Here is a 14,791-nt window from a genome sequence, read left to right on the forward strand (position 1 = left end):
TGTTCCAGGCGAGCGGGGAGGGCGGTTGCGGCAGGACGTGGCGGAGTTGGCCGGGTCGCGCGCCAGTCGGATCAACGGCTGTGGCGCCTGCGCCCACGGACACACCGCCAATCTCCGCGAGGCCGGGGTGAGCGAGGAGCGCGTCGCGGCCGTCGCGGCCTGGTGGCACGCTCCCTCCTCGCGGGGCTGACGGCCGTACGGCCCGGCGGCCCGGACGGCGGCCGGGGCCCGTGACCCCCGTGCGGAGTGTCGCGTTATGGACACTTCCGCCTGATCCACCAAGATGTGCGCGAAATCATCCTGATTTCTCGCGTGTCGCGTCGGTGTGGTGGAGAGGGGTCCCCGGATGAGCAGCGCATCGGTGTCCTCGCACGGCTTTCCGGTCGTGCGGGGGCGCGGTTACCGTCCCGAGCAGGTCGACGCGTACGCCGCGGCCCTCTCCGCGGATCGTGACGCGGCCTGGGAGCGGGCGGCCCGGCTGACCGTGCTCGCCCGGCAGATGGACGAGGAGCTGGGGCGGCTGCGCGAGGCCGTGGCGCGACTGGGCCCGCAGACCTACGAGACGCTGGGCGAGCGGGCCCGGCGGCTCTTCGAGCTGGGGGAGCAGGAGGCCGCGGCGGTGCGGGAGGGGGCGTGCCGGGAGGCGCGCCGGCAGGTGGAGGGGGCGCGGGCGTCGGCGGCCGGCGTGCGTGAGTCCGCACAGGCGCACGCCGAGGCCGTACGCGCCGACGCCGACGAGCGGGCCCGGCAGCGGCTGCTCGTGGCGCGTGCCGAGGCCGACGAGCTGCGGGGCGAGGCCGAGCGCGAGGCGGGGGAGGAGCGCCGTGAGGCGCTGGCCGCGCTGCGGGAGATGCGGCAGCGCACCTCCGGGATGCTGGCCGAACAGGAGAGGGAACGCGCCGGGCGGTGGGAGGAGACCGAGCGGGAGGAGGCCGGGCGGGCGGCAGCCCTGGACGCCCGGCACGCGGAGGAACTGGCGCGCGCCGAAGGGGTGCTGTCCGGGGCGGAGCAGGCCCTCGCCGACGCGAAGGACGCGGCCCGCGACCTGGAGGAGGAGGCCCGGGCACGTGCGGCGGAGCTGCTGGACGCCGCCCGGGCCCGGGCGGAGGCGGTCGAGCGCGAGACGGAGCGGCTGCTGCGCGAGCACGCCGAGCGGCGGGACGGCGTGCGGGCCCATATCGACCATGTCCACAGCAGCCTGGCGGCCTGGGCGGGGCAGACGGCGGAGTGAACTACGGGGCGGCGGTGGGCGTTCAGGTGGTTCCCCGCGCCCCGAGGGCGTCCCGCTCAGTCCTTCCTGCGTACCGCGCCCGCCAGGATCCAGCCCTCCACCGCCTCGTACTGACGGCGTTGCTCCTGCGACCCGCGGCGGCCGGAGGCCAGTGTGCCCAGCCAGCCGCAGGCGAAGCCGAAGGGGATGGAGAGCAGGCCCGTGGTGGTGAACGGGAACCAGTTGAAGTCGGCCTCGGGGAAGGCGGAGACGGGTGAGCCGGAGACCAGGTTGGTGCCCGGCATCAGCAGCAGCACCGCCAGTGAGCCGCCGATGAGGGTGCTGAGCAGGCCCGTTCGGGTGTAGCGGCGCCAGAAGAGGCTGAAGACCAGCGCGGGGGCGATGGCCGAGGCGCCCAGGCAGAACGAGAGCGTCACCAGGGGCTGCAGGCTGCGGTGCTGCACGAGGGTGGCCAGCAGGATCGCCGGGACGCCCACCGCCAGGGCCGAGACGCGGGCCAGGGCCATCTCGCGGCGCGGGGACATCTCCTGCACCCGGGCGGCGAACACGTCGTGCGCCAGGGAGTTGGCGCAGGCCAGGATCATCCCGGCGACGGAAGCGAGCAGTGTGAGGAAGACGGCCGTGGTGACGGTCGTGAACAGGAACGTCTCCGCCGCCGACACGTCCGCGCCGAACGCCGCCTGGGAGCCCAGCAGATAGGCCGTGTTGCCCTGCGGGTCGACCTGGGCGATCACCGCCCGCCCGACCAGCGCGGTCGCGCCGAAGCCGACGACCGTGATGACGAGCGCGAACAGCGCCACGCCGGACACCGCCCAGGACATCGACCGCCGCACCTGCCGGGCGCTGGAGGCGGTGTACATGCGCATCGTGACGTGGGGCAGGCAGGCGCCGCCGAGGACGATCGTCAGCTGCGCGGTGATCATGTCCAGCTCGGGGCTTGCGCCGCCCGAGAACTGCAGTCCGGACGAGAGGAACGCCGAGCCCACGCCGCTGTTCTCGGCGGCCGCGCCGAACAGCGCCCCCGGGTCCCAGTCGAAGCGGTTGAGGATCAGCCCGGCGACGACCAGGCCGGAGCCGAGCAGCATCACGATCTTCAGGATCTGGATGAGGGCGGTGCCCTTCATGCCGCCGATCGCCGCGTAGCTGATCATCAGGGCGCCGACGCCGATGATGCAGCCGGTCTGCAGCGACTCGCCGGAGAAGCCGAAGATGAACGCCATCAACTGCCCGGTCCCCGCCCGTTGGACCAGCATCAGCGGCAGCAGCGCCGCCAGGGTCACCGCGCAGGCCGCGATGCGCACGGCGCGTCCGGGCATCCGGCGGGTGAGCGCGTCGCCCATGGTGAACCGGCCCGCGTTGCGCAGCGGTTCGGCCAGCAGGAACATCAGCAGCATCAGTGACAGGGCCGTGCTCAGGGCCAGGACGGTCCCGTCGTAGCCGAACAGGGCGATGACGCCGCCGGTGCCGAGGACGGTCGCGGCGGAGATGTAGTCGCCGGCGATGGCCAGGCCGTTGCGCATGGGCGACAGGGAGCCGTAGCCGGTGTAGAACTCGTCGAGGTCGTCCCGGTCGGGGCCGGTCACGGTGACCACCGCGTTTCAACGGAAACGCCCGGGCGATGTCCCTGGTCGGCTTCTCCGCCGTCGCCACGATCACGCTGCTGCTGTGCGTGAACATCCCGGTGCTCCTTGCGCGGGTCGGATCCGGTGCGGCGGACCGCAGGGAGGTGGGGGGGCGGGCGGCCACGCACGTTACTGCGGAGTACCGGGACTGCGCGAGGGTTTGGTCAAACTGATCGGTCGGTATGCGCTTACCCTCGTGACCTCGGGTGTTACCCGCGTTAACCGTCGTTCGAGGGTGCTTCGCGGAGGGTGGAGGCCAACTGCCCGCGCACGTAACGCAGTCCGGGCCGGCCGCTCAGGATCGTCCCCCCGGCGGGCGTGAAGCCGTTGCGGGTCAGGACCTTCATGGAGGCGGGATTGTCCAGCGTCGTCCGCGCGGTGAGGGACGTCAGCCCGTAGTCGGCGGCGGCCGTCCGGCACATCAGCGCGACGGCAGCCGTCGCCACACCCCGCCCGGCCGCGCGCTCGCCGACGCGGTAGCCCAGCTCGGCGCTGCCGTCCGCCACGTCGAGCAGGTTCACGCGGCCGATCAGCACGTCGTCCTCCAGGAGGACATGGAAGTGGCACACGCGCGCGTGCTGTTCCTCCAGGAGTGCCCGGTGGCGTTCGGCGAACCCGGCCGGGGTGAAGTAGGCGTCGCCGCGGTCGGGCACCGTCCGCGCGAAGTACGCCCGGTTCTCCCGCTCGAAGGCCAGCAGGGCGTCCGCGTGGCCGGCGCGCAGCCGTTGCAGGGTCAGCATGGACCGGAGGGTACGGACGGTCAGTCCTTGAGCACCGGGAATTTCCTCGGCGCGAGGAACAGCAGCACCACGAACGCCAGCGCCGCCGCGCACGAGGCGCCCAGGTAGACGGCGTGCACCGCGTCGGCGATCGCCCGCCGGGTCGCCTCCGGCGCGGTGCCCGAGTCGAGCGCCCGGGTCACCGAGTCGAGGTCGCCCGCGCCGCCGAGCCGGGCGGCCAGCACCCCGTTGGCGACGGCGCCGAAGACGGCCGCGCCGACCGTCTGGCCGGTCTGGCGGCAGAAGAGCACGGACGCGGTCGTCGTCCCGCGTTCCGCCCAGCCCACCGTCGACTGCACCCCGACGATCAGCGGCAGCTGGAACAGGCCCAGCGCGGCGCCCAGGAGCAGCATCAGCAGCGTCGGCTGCCAGGCCTGCCCGGGATAGGGCAGGAAGGGGAACGCCAGCAGGATCAGGGCGGCGGTCCCGATGCCGAGCATCGCGGTGTTGCGGAAGCCGATCCTGCGGTAGACGTGCTGGCTCAGTGCCGCCGACACCGGCCAGCTCAAGGTCCACACGGAGAGCACGAATCCGGCGGCCACGGGCGCCAGGCCCAGCACCGACTGGGCGTAGGTGGGCAGGAAGACCGTCGGCGCGACCATCAGCAGCCCCAGCGCGCCCAGGGCCAGGTTGACCGCGGCGATCGTCCGGCGCCGCCACACCCAGCCCGGGATGATCGGATCCGCCGCGCGGCGCTCCACCAGCACCACCACCGCCACCAGGGCGAGGCCCGTGCCGAACAGGGCCAGCGAGGGCGCCGACAGCCACGGCCACGCCACCCCGCCCTGCACCAGGGCCGTCAGCAGCACCCCGCCGCAGGCGAACACCGCGAGCGCGCCGGCCCAGTCCACCCGCGCGCGGGTGGACTCGGCGCGTTCCGGCTCATGCAGGTGACGGACGATCAGCCACAGCGCCACCGCGCCGACCGGCAGGTTGACCAGGAAGATCCAGCGCCAGTCCGCGTACGCGGCGAGCAGCCCGCCGAGACCCGGCCCGGCGACCGCCGACACCGCCCACACCGTGGACAGCTTCGACTGGATGCGGGGCCGGTCCTTCAGCGGGTAGAGGTCGGCGGCCAGGGTCTGCACGGTGCCCTGCAGCGCGCCACCGCCCAGGCCCTGCACGATGCGGAAGGCGATGAGCGCCCCCATGTTCCAGGCCAGCGCGCACAGCAGGGAGCCCAGCAGGAACACCACCGAGCCCGCGATCAGCACCGGCTTGCGGCCGAAGGTGTCGGAGAGCTTGCCGTAGACGGGCAGCGTGACGGTCACGGCCAGCAGATAACCGGAGAACAGCCAGGAGAAGACCGAGAAGCCGCCCAGGTCCCCGACGATCTGGGGGACGGCGGTCGAGACGATGGTGGAGTCCAGCGCCGCCAGCGCCATCGACAGCATCAGCGCGGCGACCACCGCCCCGCGCCGGCCGGTCGCGACGGGCCGTGCGGTCTCCTGTGCTGCCGGACTCGTGCTGCCCACCCCGGGTCCCTCCCCCTGGCACCGGCCGCCCTCGCCGGGGCCGTCGTCCCTGTGCCTGCCCCTTGCACGTATCTGCCGCGGACAGCTTCCCACTTGACCCTGACGTCGCGGGAGGGTGGAGTCTCGACGGGCCGAGGGGAGGAGCCGACCCTGAGACGGACTCCACCCCTCGGTGGACTGCCCCTAGGGGTACCTCCGTACTACGACCCGGGGAGGGTTCGTACCGGCGGAGGACGAGACGCCGAGGGGGCGTTCCTTAACCTGGCTTTACGCCGCCGGGGGGCGGTTTCACACACCGGCGGGGGTGGGGTTTTCCTCAGCAGAAGACTGCGCTGAACACCAGGGCGCGGGGCCCCTCCCCACGGCGAGACTGAAGGCACGCCGGACGGAAGCGAGGTCCGGCGACGCACACCGCGGCTGCCGACCGGGCAACCGCCTTCACCAACTGCTGACCGATATAGGAGACATACCGTGACTTCGGCTGTAACCATTCCCAGGCACGGGGGCACTGGAGGGCGTACGGCCGTTGCCGCGCGGGCGCGGCAGGTCGTGAAGGCGTACGGGTCCGGAGAGACCCGTGTCGTCGCCCTCGATCACGTCGACGTGGACATCGAACGCGGCCAGTTCACCGCGATCATGGGCCCCTCGGGCTCCGGCAAGTCCACGCTGATGCACTGCCTCGCCGGGCTCGACACCGTCACCAGCGGGCAGATCTACCTCGACGACACCGAGATCACCGGCCTGAAGGACAAGAAGCTGACGCAGCTGCGCCGGGACCGGATCGGGTTCATCTTCCAGGCGTTCAACCTGCTGCCGACGCTGAACGCCATCGAGAACATCACGCTGCCCATGGACATCGCGGGCCGCAAGCCGGACAAGCAGTGGCTCGCGCGGGTCGTGGAGACCGTCGGGCTCGCCGACCGGCTCAAGCACCGGCCCACCCAGCTCTCCGGCGGCCAGCAGCAGCGCGTCGCCGTGGCACGGGCGCTCGCCGCCCGGCCCGAGATCATCTTCGGTGACGAGCCGACCGGAAACCTCGACTCGCGCGCCGGCGCCGAGGTCCTCGGCTTCCTGCGCCGCTCGGTGACCGAGCTGGGCCAGACCATCGTCATGGTCACCCACGACCCGGTCGCCGCCAGCTACGCGGACCGGGTGCTGTACCTCGCCGACGGACGGATCGTCGACGAGATGTTCAAGCCGACCGCGGAGGCCGTCCTGGACCGCATGAAGGACTTCGACGCCCGGGGGCGCACGTCATGACCGTCATGAAGACCTCCATGCGCAACTTCGTCGCGCACAAGGGACGCATGGCCCTGTCGGCGGTCGCCGTCCTGCTGTCGGTGGCCTTCGTCTGCGGGACGCTCGTCTTCACCGACACCATGTCCACCACGTTCGACAAGCTCTTCGCGGCCACCTCCTCCGACGTCACGGTCAGCGCCAAGGGCGCCTCCGACAGCGGTGAGACCACCGCCGACAACGGCAAGCCGCCGGTCATGCCCGCCTCCGTGCTCGGCGAGGTGCGCAAGGCCGAGGGCGTGAAGTCCGCCGAGGGCACGGTGTTCTCCACGTCGGTCACCGTCGTCGACGCCGACAAGGACAGCCTCTCGCCCACCAGCGGCGGCCCGACCATCGTCGGCAGCTGGAACGCCACCGACGCCCGCACCATGAAGATCACCTCCGGTGCGGCGCCCGAGGGCGGCGACCAGATCATGGTCGACGCCGACACCGCCGACAAGCACGGCCTGAGGCTCGGCGACGAGATCACCGTGCTCACCGCGGTCGGCAACCACACCGCGAGGATCTGCGGCATCGCCGACTTCACCGTCACCAACCCCGGCGCCGCGATCTTCTACCTCGACACGAAGACCGCCCAGCAGGCCCTGGTCGGCGAGCCGGGTGTCTACACCAACGTCAACGTCACCGCGGCCGCCGGCGTCAGCGACGCACAGCTGAAGAAGAACGTCACCACCGAGCTCGGCGGCGACTTCCAGGTCAAGACCGCCAAGGAGACCGCCGACGCCAACCAGAAGGACGTCGAGGGCTTCATGAACGTCATGAAGTACGCGATGCTCGGCTTCGCCGGGATCGCCCTCCTCGTCGGCATCTTCCTGATCATCAACACCTTCTCCATGCTGGTCGCCCAGCGCACCCGCGAGATCGGCCTGATGCGGGCCATCGGCTCCTCCCGCAAGCAGGTCAACCGCTCGGTGCTGGCCGAGGCGCTGCTGCTCGGCCTCGTCGGCTCGGTGCTCGGCGTGGGCGCGGGCGTCGGCCTCGCCGTCGGCCTCATGAAGCTCATGGGCCAGATGGGCATGGAACTGTCCACCGACGACCTCACCGTCGCCTGGACGACCCCCGTGGTCGGACTCGTCCTCGGCGTGGTCGTCACCGTGCTCGCCGCCTACCTGCCCGCCCGGCGCGCCGGCAAGATCTCCCCGATGGCGGCGCTGCGCGACGCGGGCGCCCCGGCGGACGCCAAGGCCGGCTGGATCCGCGGCATCACCGGTACCGTCCTCACCGCCGGCGGCACCTTCGCCCTGTACCTGGCGGCGGCGGCCGACAAGGCCACCGACGGCTCGCTGTGGCTCGGCATCGGCGTGGTGCTGTCGCTGATCGGCTTCGTCGTCATCGGCCCGCTGCTCGCCGGCGCCGTGGTCCGGGTCCTCGGCGCGGTCCTGCTGCGGATGTTCGGCCCCGTGGGCCGCATGGCCGAGCGCAACGCCCTGCGCAACCCGCGCCGCACCGGAGCGACGGGCGCCGCGCTCATGATCGGCCTCGCCCTGGTGGCGTGCCTGTCCGTGGTCGGCTCCTCCATGGTGGCCTCCGCAACCGACCAGCTCGACAAGACCGTCGGCACGGACTTCATCGTCCAGTCCGACAGCGGCCAGCTGATCACCCCGCAGGCGGTCAAGGCCATGAAGTCGACGCCGGAGCTGGAGCGGGTCACCGAGTACAAGTGGACCAAGGCCGACTTCACCACCCCCGACGGCAAGACCCTCAAGGACACGGCGATCACGGCGGCCGACCCGTCGTACGCGACCGACCTGCGCACCGAGACCGTCGCCGGCAAGCTGCCCGACGCCTACCAGCCGGACTCGATGTCCGTGCACGAGAAGTTCGCCGAGGACCACGGCATCAGCCTCGGCTCGAAGATCAAGGTGGCCTTCAAGGACGGCTCCGCGGCCGACCTCACGGTCCGGGCGATCACCAGCAGTGACGTCGTGATCGACGCGGGCGCGATGTACACCTCCATCGCGACGATGGCCAAGTACGTCCCGGCCGACAAGATGCCGCTGGACTCGCTGGTCTTCGCCAGCGCCAAGGAGGGTCAGCAGGACGCCGCCTACAAGTCCCTGAGGTCGGCCCTGCACGACTACCCGCAGTACACCGTGCGCGACCAGACCGACTACAAGGACGCTCTGAAGGACCAGATCGGCCAGCTGCTCAACATGATCTACGGCCTGCTGGCCCTGGCGATCATCGTCGCCATCCTGGGCGTGGTGAACACCCTGGCCCTGTCGGTGGTGGAGCGCACCAGGGAGATCGGCCTGATGCGGGCGATCGGCCTCTCCCGCCGTCAGCTGCGCCGCATGATCCGCATGGAGTCGGTGGTCATCGCCCTCTTCGGCGCCCTGCTGGGCCTCGGCCTCGGCATGGGCTGGGGCGCCACGGCCCAGCAGCTGCTGGAGCTGGAGGGCCTGATGGTCCTGGACATCCCCTGGCCGACGATCATCGGCGTCTTCCTCGGCTCGGCGTTCGTGGGCCTGTTCGCGGCCCTGATCCCGGCGTTCCGGGCGGGCCGGATGAACGTGCTGAACGCGATCGCGACGGAGTAGTCACGCGTCACCGCGAGGAGCCACCGCATACGGGGGTTGCGGGGAACCCGGCGCCGGGAAGTCCACTCCAGGACTACCCGGCGCCGGTCGCTGCGCGCGGCGAGGGCCGGCCGGCCCGGACACCGACGCCGAGACCTCGCACCCGGGGGCGTCATCCACAGGCCCCGACGCCGGGCCGCGCAGCGTCGTACGCTGGAGACCCCCGGCCCGCGGCGCGCGTCGGGCCAGTCGCGTTGCCCACCCCCTGGACTCCCCGGACGGAAAACACCCCCCATGAGCCTGCACGGTCTGCTCGACGCCGTCGTCAAGGACGCCGCCCTCGCCGAAGCGATCAGGGCCGCCGCAGACGGCAACCGCATGCACGTCGACCTGGTCGGCCCTCCCGCGGCCCGCCCCTTCGCGGTGGCCGCCCTGGCCCGGGACACGGGCCGCCCGGTGCTGGCGGTGACGGCGACGGGCCGCGAGGCGGAGGACCTGGCCGCCGCCCTGCGCTCCCTCCTCCCGCCCGAGGGCGTCGTGGAGTACCCCTCCTGGGAGACGCTGCCGCACGAGCGGCTCAGCCCCCGCAGCGACACCGTCGGCCGCCGCCTGGCCGTGCTGCGCCGCCTGACCCACCCCCGCCCCGACGACCCCGAGACCGGCCCGGTCTCCGTCGTCGTCGCGCCCGTACGGTCCGTGCTCCAGCCGCAGGTCAAGGGGCTGGGCGACCTGGAGCCCGTCGCGCTGCGGACCGGGCAGAGCGCCGATCTGAACGAGGTGGTGGAGGCCCTCGCCGCCGCCGCCTACGCGCGCGTGGAGCTGGTGGAGAAGCGCGGCGAGTTCGCCGTGCGCGGCGGCATCCTCGACGTGTTCCCGCCCACCGAGGAACACCCCCTGCGCGTGGAGTTCTGGGGCGACGACGTCGAGGAGATCCGCTACTTCAAGGTCGCCGACCAGCGCTCCCTGGAGATCGCCGAGCACGGCCTGTGGGCGCCGCCCTGCCGCGAGCTGCTGCTCACCGAGGACGTACGCGCGCGTGCCCGGGCCCTGGCCGAACAGCACCCCGAGCTGGGCGAACTCCTCGGCAAGATCGCCGAGGGCATCGCCGTGGAGGGCATGGAGTCACTCGCCCCGGTCCTGGTCGACGACATGGAGCTGCTGCTCGACGTGCTGCCCAAGGGGTCCATGGCCGTCGTGTGCGACCCGGAGCGCGTGCGTACGCGCGCGTCGGACCTGGTCGCCACCTCGCAGGAGTTCCTGCACGCCTCCTGGGCGGCCACCGCCGGCGGCGGGGAAGCGCCCATCGACGTCGGCGCGGCCTCCCTGTGGTCCATCGCGGACGTGCGCGACCGGGCGCGCGAGCTGGACATGATGTGGTGGTCGGTGTCGCCGTTCGCCGCGGACGAAGAGCTGGACGCCGACACCCTCAAGCTCGGCATGCACGCCCCGGAGACCTACCGCGGGGACACCGCCAAGGCCCTCGCCGACACCAAGGGCTGGCTCGCCGACGGCTGGCGGACGGTGTTCGTCACCGAGGGCCACGGCCCGGCCGCCCGTACGGTGGAGGTGCTCGGTGGCGAGGGCATCGCCGCCCGCCTCGACGGGGACCTCGGCGAGATCTCCCCGTCCGTGGTGCACGTGGCGTGCGGCTCGATCGACCACGGCTTCGTCGACCCGGCCCTCAGACTCGCGGTGCTGACCGAGACCGACCTCTCCGGCCAGAAGGCGTCCGGCCGCGAGGGCGCCCGCATGCCGGCCCGCCGCCGCAAGACCATCGACCCGCTCACCCTGGAGGCGGGCGACTACATCGTCCACGAGCAGCACGGCGTGGGCCGCTACATCGAGATGGTGCAGCGCACCGTGCAGGGCGCCACCCGCGAGTACCTGGTCGTCGAGTACGCCCCCGCCAAGCGCGGCCAGCCCGGCGACCGGCTCTACATCCCCACCGACCAGCTGGAGCAGATCACCAAGTACGTCGGCGGCGAGGCGCCCACCCTGCACCGCCTGGGCGGCGCCGACTGGACGAAGACGAAGGCCCGCGCCAAGAAGGCCGTCAAGGAGATCGCCGCCGACCTCATCAAGCTGTACAGCGCCCGGATGGCGGCCCCCGGGCACGCCTTCGGGCCGGACACCCCCTGGCAGCGCGAGCTGGAGGACGCCTTCCCCTACGCGGAGACGCCCGACCAGCTCACCACCATCGCCGAGGTCAAGGAGGACATGGAGAAGTCGATCCCCATGGACCGCCTGGTCTGCGGCGACGTCGGCTACGGCAAGACCGAGATCGCGGTGAGGGCCGCCTTCAAGGCCGTCCAGGACGGCAAGCAGGTCGCCGTGCTCGTGCCGACGACCCTGCTGGTGCAGCAGCACTTCGGCACGTTCAGCGAGCGGTACGCGCAGTTCCCGGTGGTCGTGAAGGCCCTGTCCCGCTTCCAGACCGACACCGAGGCCAAGGCCGTCCTGGAGGGCCTGCGCGAGGGCTCGGTCGACGTCGTCATCGGCACGCACCGGCTGTTCTCCTCCGAGACGAAGTTCAAGGACCTCGGCCTGGTCATCGTCGACGAGGAGCAGCGGTTCGGCGTCGAGCACAAGGAGCAGCTGAAGAAGCTGCGCGCCAACGTCGACGTGCTGACCATGTCCGCGACCCCGATCCCCCGGACCCTGGAGATGGCGGTCACCGGCATTCGCGAGATGTCGACCATCACCACCCCGCCGGAGGAGCGCCACCCGGTGCTGACCTTCGTCGGCCCGTACGAGGAGAAGCAGATCGGCGCCGCCATCCGCCGCGAACTGCTGCGCGAGGGCCAGGTCTTCTACATCCACAACCGCGTCGAGTCGATCGACCGGGCCGCCGCCCGCCTGCGCGAGATCGTCCCCGAGGCGCGCATCGCCACCGCGCACGGCCAGATGTCCGAGTCGGCGCTGGAGCAGGTCGTCGTCGACTTCTGGGAGAAGAAGTTCGACGTGCTGGTGTCCACGACGATCGTGGAGTCCGGCATCGACATCTCCAACGCCAACACCCTGATCGTGGAGCGCGGCGACAACTTCGGACTGTCCCAGCTGCACCAGCTGCGCGGCCGGGTCGGACGTGGCCGTGAGCGCGGCTACGCCTACTTCCTCTACCCGCCGGAGAAGCCGCTGACCGAGACGGCGCACGAACGGCTCGCGACCATCGCCCAGCACACGGAGATGGGCGCCGGCATGTACGTCGCCATGAAGGACCTGGAGATCCGCGGCGCGGGCAACCTCCTCGGCGGCGAGCAGTCCGGCCACATCGCGGGCGTCGGCTTCGACCTGTACGTGCGGATGGTCGGCGAGGCCGTCGCGGACTACCGGCGCCAGCTGGAGACCGGCGGCATCGAGGAGGAGCCGCCGCTCGAGGTCAAGATCGAGCTGCCCGTCGACGCGCACGTCCCGCACGACTACGCACCCGGCGAGCGCCTGCGCCTCCAGGCCTACCGCGCCATCGCCTCCGCCAACTCGGAGGAGGACATCAAGGCCGTCCGCGAGGAACTCGTCGACCGCTACGGCAAGCTGCCCGAGCCGGTGGAGAACCTGCTGCTCGTGGCGGGCCTGCGCATGTTCGCCCGGGCGTGCGGGGTCGGCGAGATCGTGCTGCAGGGCACCAACATCCGGTTCGCGCCGGTGGAGTTGCGCGAGTCGCAGGAGCTGCGGCTCAAGCGGCTGTACCCGGGGGCCGTCATCAAGCCGGCGGCGCACCAGGTGCTGGTACCGCGCCCGAAGACGGCGAAGGTCGGCGGCAAGCCGCTGGTCGGACGGGAACTGCTGGCGTGGGTGGGGGAGTTCCTGACGTCGGTCCTGGGGTCCTGACAGGCGGGGACCGGGCCTGGTGCGGCACCGGCTTCGGGCCGGGCCCGGTTCCGGACCCGGTCCCGGAACGCCCCTTCGGGCCGGTGTGGTGTGAACCTTCGCCTCGCTACCGTGGGACGAGACACAGGCCGCCCGCGCGAGGGCGGCACGGGCAAGCAGGGGAGGGGCGCAGGGTGAGGCGTCTGAGGGGCGGGGCGGCACTGGCCGTCGCCATGGTGTTCGCCGGTGCGGCGCTGACCGGCTGCGAGGGCCTGGCCCCTCCGGTGGACGGCAGCGGAGCCTCCGGATCCGGTGCCCCGGCCGCCGGCGACCCCCGGGCCGTGAACCCGCTGGACAACCCGGACGGCACGAAGCCGGGACTGGCGTCGATCACCTCCACCGAGGACAGGGCGAAGGCGCGCGCCCTGATCGAGAAGGTGGCCACGAAGGGCCGCGGCCCCAGGACGGGTTACGACCGGGACGAGTTCGGCTACGCCTGGATGGACTCGGCGCCACGCGACGTCCCCTTCTCCCGCAACGGCTGCGACACGCGCAACGACCTCCTCAAGCGCGACGGCCGGGACCTGCGCTTCCGTAAGGGCTCCGACTGCGTCGTCACGTCCATGACGCTGCACGACCCGTACACCGGCAAGGTCATCGAGTTCACCAAGTCCCGTGCGACGAAGGTGCAGATAGACCACGTGATGCCCTTGTCCTACGACTGGCAGATGGGCGCCTCGCGCTGGACGGAGGACAAGCGGGAGTCCATCGCCAACGACCCGCTCAACCTCGTCCCGGTGGACGGGCCGACCAACAGCGCGAAGGGAGACTCCGGACCGGCGTCCTGGCTGCCGCCCGACCGTCGGATCCGCTGCGCCTACTCGGTGCGCTTCGCCCAGGTGTCCCTGAAGTACGACCTGCCCGTGACGTCCGCCGACAAGGAGACGATGCTGCGGCAGTGCGGCGGCTGACGGCGGCGGCCCGCCCACCCTGCGCTACCGTCCCCGGACATGACGACCCATGCGCTGCAGGCCCTGCGGAGCGCGCTGCGGGACGGGGCCGAGCCGGACATCAGGATCCAGCAGCTGCGGGTGCTGCGGCCGCCGGAAGACGATGAACTGCTCGGCGTGCGGGTGCCCGTGGTACGCGAGCTGGCCCGGGCACACCGGGAGCTGACCCGGGAGGACGTGGACGCGCTGCTGCGCAGCCGTGTGCACGAGGAGCGGTTGGCCGGGGTGCTGGTGCTGGCCGAGCGGACGCGGACGGCCCGGGGCGCGGAACGCCGGGACCTGGTCGACTTCTACCTGGCGCGCACCCGGTGCGTGGACAACTGGGACCTGGTGGACGCCTCCGCCCACCTCGTGCTCGGGCCGTGGCTCGTGGACGGGCCCGAGGAGGGCTTCTGGGACGTCCTGGACGGGCTGGCCGCCTCGTCCTGGCTCTGGGACCGCAGGATCGCCGTCGTCGCCACCCTGGCGCTGATCCGCCAGGGGCGCTTCGAGCCGACGTTCCGCCTGGTGCGCGCCCTGTGCCACGATCCGGAACCGCTGATCCACAAGGCGCTCGGCTGGATGCTGCGCGAGATCGGCCGCCGGGACGCGCCCCTGCTGGTGGCGTTCCTGGAGCAGCACCCGAATGACCTGCCGCGCATCACCGTGCGGTACGCGACCGAGCGGCTCCCGGCGCAGGAACGCGCGCGCTTCGTACGAGCGCGGCAGCGGTAATCCGATGCCCGGCACACCGGATCCCCCTACGGTGACCCCATGCCGGAGATCACGGAGCCGAAGATCACGCAGCCGAGGATATCGAGCCTCGCCGACCGCCCCGACATGCTGGAGCGGGTCGTGGGAATGGCGGACACCTGGCCGGAGTTCGTGATCCAGGACCTCGTGGGCGCCGCGCACTTACCCCCGGATCGCCCCGAACTCCCCGAGTACTGCCCGGGAACGGCTGGGACACGGTCCTGGTGTGGGCCTTCTCGGACCTGCGCCGCGGAGTACGCCCCGACACGGTCAGCGCCATCTCCGTCTCCGTCGCGCCCCACGCCCAGGGCAGGGGCCTG

At 72.0% G+C, this 14,791-nt stretch carries 10 protein-coding genes; 7 read left to right on the plus strand and 3 right to left on the minus strand.

What is annotated here, in order from left to right:
• The first annotated feature begins 37 nt into the window (after positions 1-37).
• Both RIN80_RS02360 and RIN80_RS02365 read left to right on the plus strand, forming a co-directional pair.
• A complete protein-coding gene (locus tag RIN80_RS02360; RefSeq protein ID WP_309093778.1) occupies positions 38-190 on the plus strand; it encodes a carboxymuconolactone decarboxylase family protein in 153 nt (50 codons plus the stop codon).
• Positions 191-346: 156 nt separating this feature from the next.
• On the plus strand, positions 347-1,231 hold the full coding sequence (locus RIN80_RS02365) for a cellulose-binding protein (RefSeq protein ID WP_309093765.1): 885 nt from the start codon (positions 347-349) through the stop codon (positions 1,229-1,231).
• Between the two features lie 56 nt (positions 1,232-1,287).
• On the opposite strand, the gene RIN80_RS02370 is transcribed toward RIN80_RS02365, so the two are convergent.
• From RIN80_RS02370 to RIN80_RS02380, 3 genes are all read right to left on the minus strand, one after another.
• The gene (locus RIN80_RS02370; RefSeq protein ID WP_309093766.1) at positions 1,288-2,814 is read right to left on the minus strand and encodes a cation acetate symporter; all 1,527 of its coding nucleotides are present in this window, start codon (positions 2,812-2,814) and stop codon (positions 1,288-1,290) included.
• 257 nt (positions 2,815-3,071) lie between these two features.
• Positions 3,072-3,593, minus strand: a complete 522-nt coding sequence (locus tag RIN80_RS02375; protein WP_309093767.1) for a GNAT family N-acetyltransferase — start codon at positions 3,591-3,593, stop codon at positions 3,072-3,074.
• Positions 3,594-3,613: 20 nt separating this feature from the next.
• Positions 3,614-5,107, minus strand: coding sequence for an MFS transporter (locus RIN80_RS02380; protein WP_309093768.1), 1,494 nt, complete (start codon positions 5,105-5,107; stop codon positions 3,614-3,616).
• 471 nt (positions 5,108-5,578) lie between these two features.
• Between RIN80_RS02380 and RIN80_RS02385 the strand changes: the two genes are divergently transcribed.
• From RIN80_RS02385 to RIN80_RS02405, 5 genes are all read left to right on the plus strand, one after another.
• Positions 5,579-6,367, plus strand: a complete 789-nt coding sequence (locus tag RIN80_RS02385; RefSeq protein WP_309093769.1) for an ABC transporter ATP-binding protein — start codon at positions 5,579-5,581, stop codon at positions 6,365-6,367.
• The gene (locus RIN80_RS02390; RefSeq protein ID WP_309093770.1) at positions 6,364-8,943 is read left to right on the plus strand and encodes an FtsX-like permease family protein; all 2,580 of its coding nucleotides are present in this window, start codon (positions 6,364-6,366) and stop codon (positions 8,941-8,943) included. Before RIN80_RS02385 ends, RIN80_RS02390 begins: the two co-directional genes overlap by 4 nt.
• A gap of 273 nt (positions 8,944-9,216) precedes the next feature.
• On the plus strand, positions 9,217-12,750 hold the full coding sequence (mfd, locus tag RIN80_RS02395) for a transcription-repair coupling factor (protein ID WP_309093771.1): 3,534 nt from the start codon (positions 9,217-9,219) through the stop codon (positions 12,748-12,750).
• Between the two features lie 173 nt (positions 12,751-12,923).
• Entirely contained in the window at positions 12,924-13,700 is a 777-nt protein-coding gene (locus tag RIN80_RS02400; protein ID WP_309093772.1) for an HNH endonuclease family protein, read from the plus strand.
• A 39-nt stretch (positions 13,701-13,739) separates the two neighbouring features.
• Positions 13,740-14,453 carry a DNA alkylation repair protein gene (locus tag RIN80_RS02405; protein ID WP_309093773.1) on the plus strand — a complete coding sequence of 238 codons (714 nt, stop codon included), beginning with the start codon at positions 13,740-13,742 and terminating at the stop codon, positions 14,451-14,453.
• Positions 14,454-14,791: the final 338 nt, after the last annotated feature.

The organism is Streptomyces sp. (assembly GCF_031181705.1).
Lineage (GTDB): Bacteria > Actinomycetota > Actinomycetes > Streptomycetales > Streptomycetaceae > Streptomyces.

What these genes read in the sequence shown, in the direction of transcription:
- RIN80_RS02365 (WP_309093765.1), top strand. Translation starts at nt 347, where the DNA reads ATGAGCAGCGCATCGGTGTCCTCGCACGGCTTTCCGGTCGTGCGGGGG.
- RIN80_RS02375 (WP_309093767.1), bottom strand. Translation starts at nt 3,593, where the DNA reads ATGCTGACCCTGCAACGGCTGCGCGCCGGCCACGCGGACGCCCTGCTG.
- RIN80_RS02390 (WP_309093770.1), top strand. Translation starts at nt 6,364, where the DNA reads ATGACCGTCATGAAGACCTCCATGCGCAACTTCGTCGCGCACAAGGGA.
- mfd (WP_309093771.1), top strand. Translation starts at nt 9,217, where the DNA reads ATGAGCCTGCACGGTCTGCTCGACGCCGTCGTCAAGGACGCCGCCCTC.
- RIN80_RS02405 (WP_309093773.1), top strand. Translation starts at nt 13,740, where the DNA reads ATGACGACCCATGCGCTGCAGGCCCTGCGGAGCGCGCTGCGGGACGGG.